The organism is Aeromonas sp. ZOR0001, from assembly GCF_000801015.1.
GTDB lineage: Bacteria > Pseudomonadota > Gammaproteobacteria > Enterobacterales > Aeromonadaceae > Aeromonas > Aeromonas veronii.
In genome coordinates, this window is sequence record NZ_JRJY01000090.1 from 1 (window position 1) to 2,442 (window position 2,442).

Annotated in this window: 3 protein-coding genes; all 3 read left to right on the forward strand. The window is 66.2% G+C overall.

The window, feature by feature from the left end:
* Nucleotides 1-945 (forward strand): ABC transporter ATP-binding protein (locus L972_RS11860; protein ID WP_047438453.1); only part of this gene is annotated, 945 nt, incomplete at its 5' end.
* On the forward strand, nt 942-2,051 hold the full coding sequence (locus tag L972_RS11865; protein WP_043821453.1) for an ABC transporter permease: 1,110 nt from the start codon (nt 942-944) through the stop codon (nt 2,049-2,051). The genes L972_RS11860 and L972_RS11865, both read left to right, overlap by 4 nt.
* 3 nt (nt 2,052-2,054) lie before the next feature.
* Nucleotides 2,055-2,442, forward strand: a 388-nt coding sequence (locus tag L972_RS11870) for an ABC transporter permease (protein ID WP_047438456.1), incomplete at its 3' end; no start/stop codon positions are given.

Consider the following 2,442-nt stretch of genomic DNA (forward strand, 5'->3'; position numbering starts at 1 on the left):
CCGCCGCTGGCGGAGCTGCATCTCGCCAACGGCGCCTTTCAACCAGCCCAGCCCCGGCTGGAAGATGCCTTTATCGACCTGCTCGGCGGCGGCCCCGGCGGGGAGTCGAGTCTGGCAGCCGGGATGCGGGAAGCCGAACTGCCGCAGGGGGTCTCCCCCGAAGCGGTGATCGAGGCGCGCCACCTCACCAAGCGCTTCGGCGATTTTGCCGCCACCGATGATGTCAGCTTTGCGGTGCGCCGCGGCGAGATCTTCGGCCTGCTCGGCCCCAACGGGGCGGGCAAGTCCACCACCTTCAAGATGGAGTGCGGCCTGCTGCGCCCGAGCGAGGGGCAGGCGCTGGTGACCGGCATCGATCTGGCCCACAGCCCGTCGGCGGCGCGCCAGCGCCTCGGCTACATGGCGCAGAAGTTCTCCCTCTACAAGCAACTCACCGTGGCGCAGAACCTCTCCTTTTTCGCCGGTATCTACGGCCTGTTCGGCCGCCACCAGCAGACGCGGATCGACGCCATGGTGACCGCTTTTGCCCTCACCCCCTGGCTCGATCAGAAGGCGGAATCCCTGCCGCTCGGCCTGCGCCAGCGCTTATCGCTGGCCTGCGCCCTGCTGCACGAGCCGCCGCTGCTGTTTCTCGACGAGCCCACCTCCGGGGTCGATCCGGTGACCCGGCGCGAGTTCTGGTCGCACATCAACGCGCTGGCCGACCACGGCGTCACCGTGCTGGTCACCACCCACTTTATGGATGAGGCGGAGTATTGCGACCGCATCGCCCTCATCTATCGCGGCAAGCTGCTGGCGCTCGGCACCCCGGACGATCTCAAGGGGCTGGCCGCCAAAGAGGCGGCGACCTCTTTGCCAACCGGCTCCTTGCCGACCTGTTCTTTGCCAACAATGGAAGAGGCCTTTATCACCCTGGTCGAGCGGGCTAGCGAGGAGGACGCATGAGCATCAACCGTCGGCGACTGCTGGCCCTCTGCCGCAAGGAGACGCTGCAAATCGTCCGTGACCCGAGCAGCATCCTCATCGCCTTCATCATGCCGGTGGTGCTACTGGTTGTGATGGGTTACGCCATCAATCTGGATGTGGACCACCTGCGCCTCGGCATCTGGCGTACCGACAGCGGCGCCCCGGCAGTGCGGCTGGAGCAGGCCCTGCGCGGCTCAACCGCGCTGGAGATCCACAGCGGCCCGAGCAAGGAGTCCCTGCTCGCCAGTCTGGCCCGTGGCGAGATCCGCGGCCTGCTGGTGATCGATGACGGCTTCTCCCGCGCCATGGCCGGTCAGGGCAATGGCACGCCGCAGGCGCTGCTGCTGACCGATGGCTCCGAGCCCAACACTGCCAACTTCGTCACCAACTATGTGCAGGGGATCTGGCAGGGGTGGCTCGCTGGCGAGGGGGTCGCCATGCCGGTGTCGATAGAGAGCCGCGCCTGGTTCAACCCGGCGCTGGTGAGCCGCAACTTTCTGGTACCGGGCTCCATTGCGGTGGTGATGACCATCATAGGAGCCCTGCTCACCTCGCTGGTGGTGGCGCGGGAGTGGGAGCGCGGTACCATGGAGGCGCTGCTCGCCACCCCGGTCACCAAGGGGGAGCTGCTGCTCTCCAAGCTGCTGCCCTACTATGGCCTCGGTATCATCGCCATGCTGCTCTGCCTGCTCTTCTCGGTGGCGGTGATGGGCGTGCCATGGCGCGGCTCCTTGCTGCTGCTCTTTCTGGTCACCAGCGTCTTTCTCGGCAGCGCCCTCGGACTCGGGCTGTTCCTCTCCACCGTGATGCGCAGCCAGTTCAATGCCGCACAGGCGGCGCTGATCGCCGCCTTTCTGCCCGCCGTGATGCTGTCGGGCTTCGTGTTCGAGATCGCCAGCATGCCGCCGCTGCTGCGGGCCATCACCCACCTCATTCCGGCCCGCTACTTCGCGAGCTCCTTGCAGACCCTCTATCAGGCGGGCAGCGTCTTCTCGATCCTGCTGGTCAACGGTTTCTGTCTGCTGCTGCTGGCCGGTTTCTGGCTGGCCCTGACCGCCCGCAAGACGCGGCGCACTCTGGAGTAACCCATGCTGATCCGACTCTGGTGGCTGATCCGAAAAGAGCTGCAGGCCCTGATGGGCAATACCCAGGGGCGCTTTCTGCTCATCATGCCGGTGCTGCTGCAAACCGCCCTCTTCCCGTTCGCCGCCACTCTGGAGGTGACCGGCAATACGCTGGCCATCTACAACCAAGATGGCGGTGCACAGAGCCGCGAGCTGCTGGAGCGCCTCACCCATATGCCCGCCTTCACCACCATCATCCCGGTGCAAGGCGAGGCGGGCATGACCGAGGCCATCACCGGACAGCAGGCGCTGCTCGGGCTGATTATTCCGAGTGATTTCTCCCGCCGATTGGCGCGTGGCGAACCGGCCAAGGTGCAGCTGATTATCGACGGCCGCCGCTCCAACGGCGGTC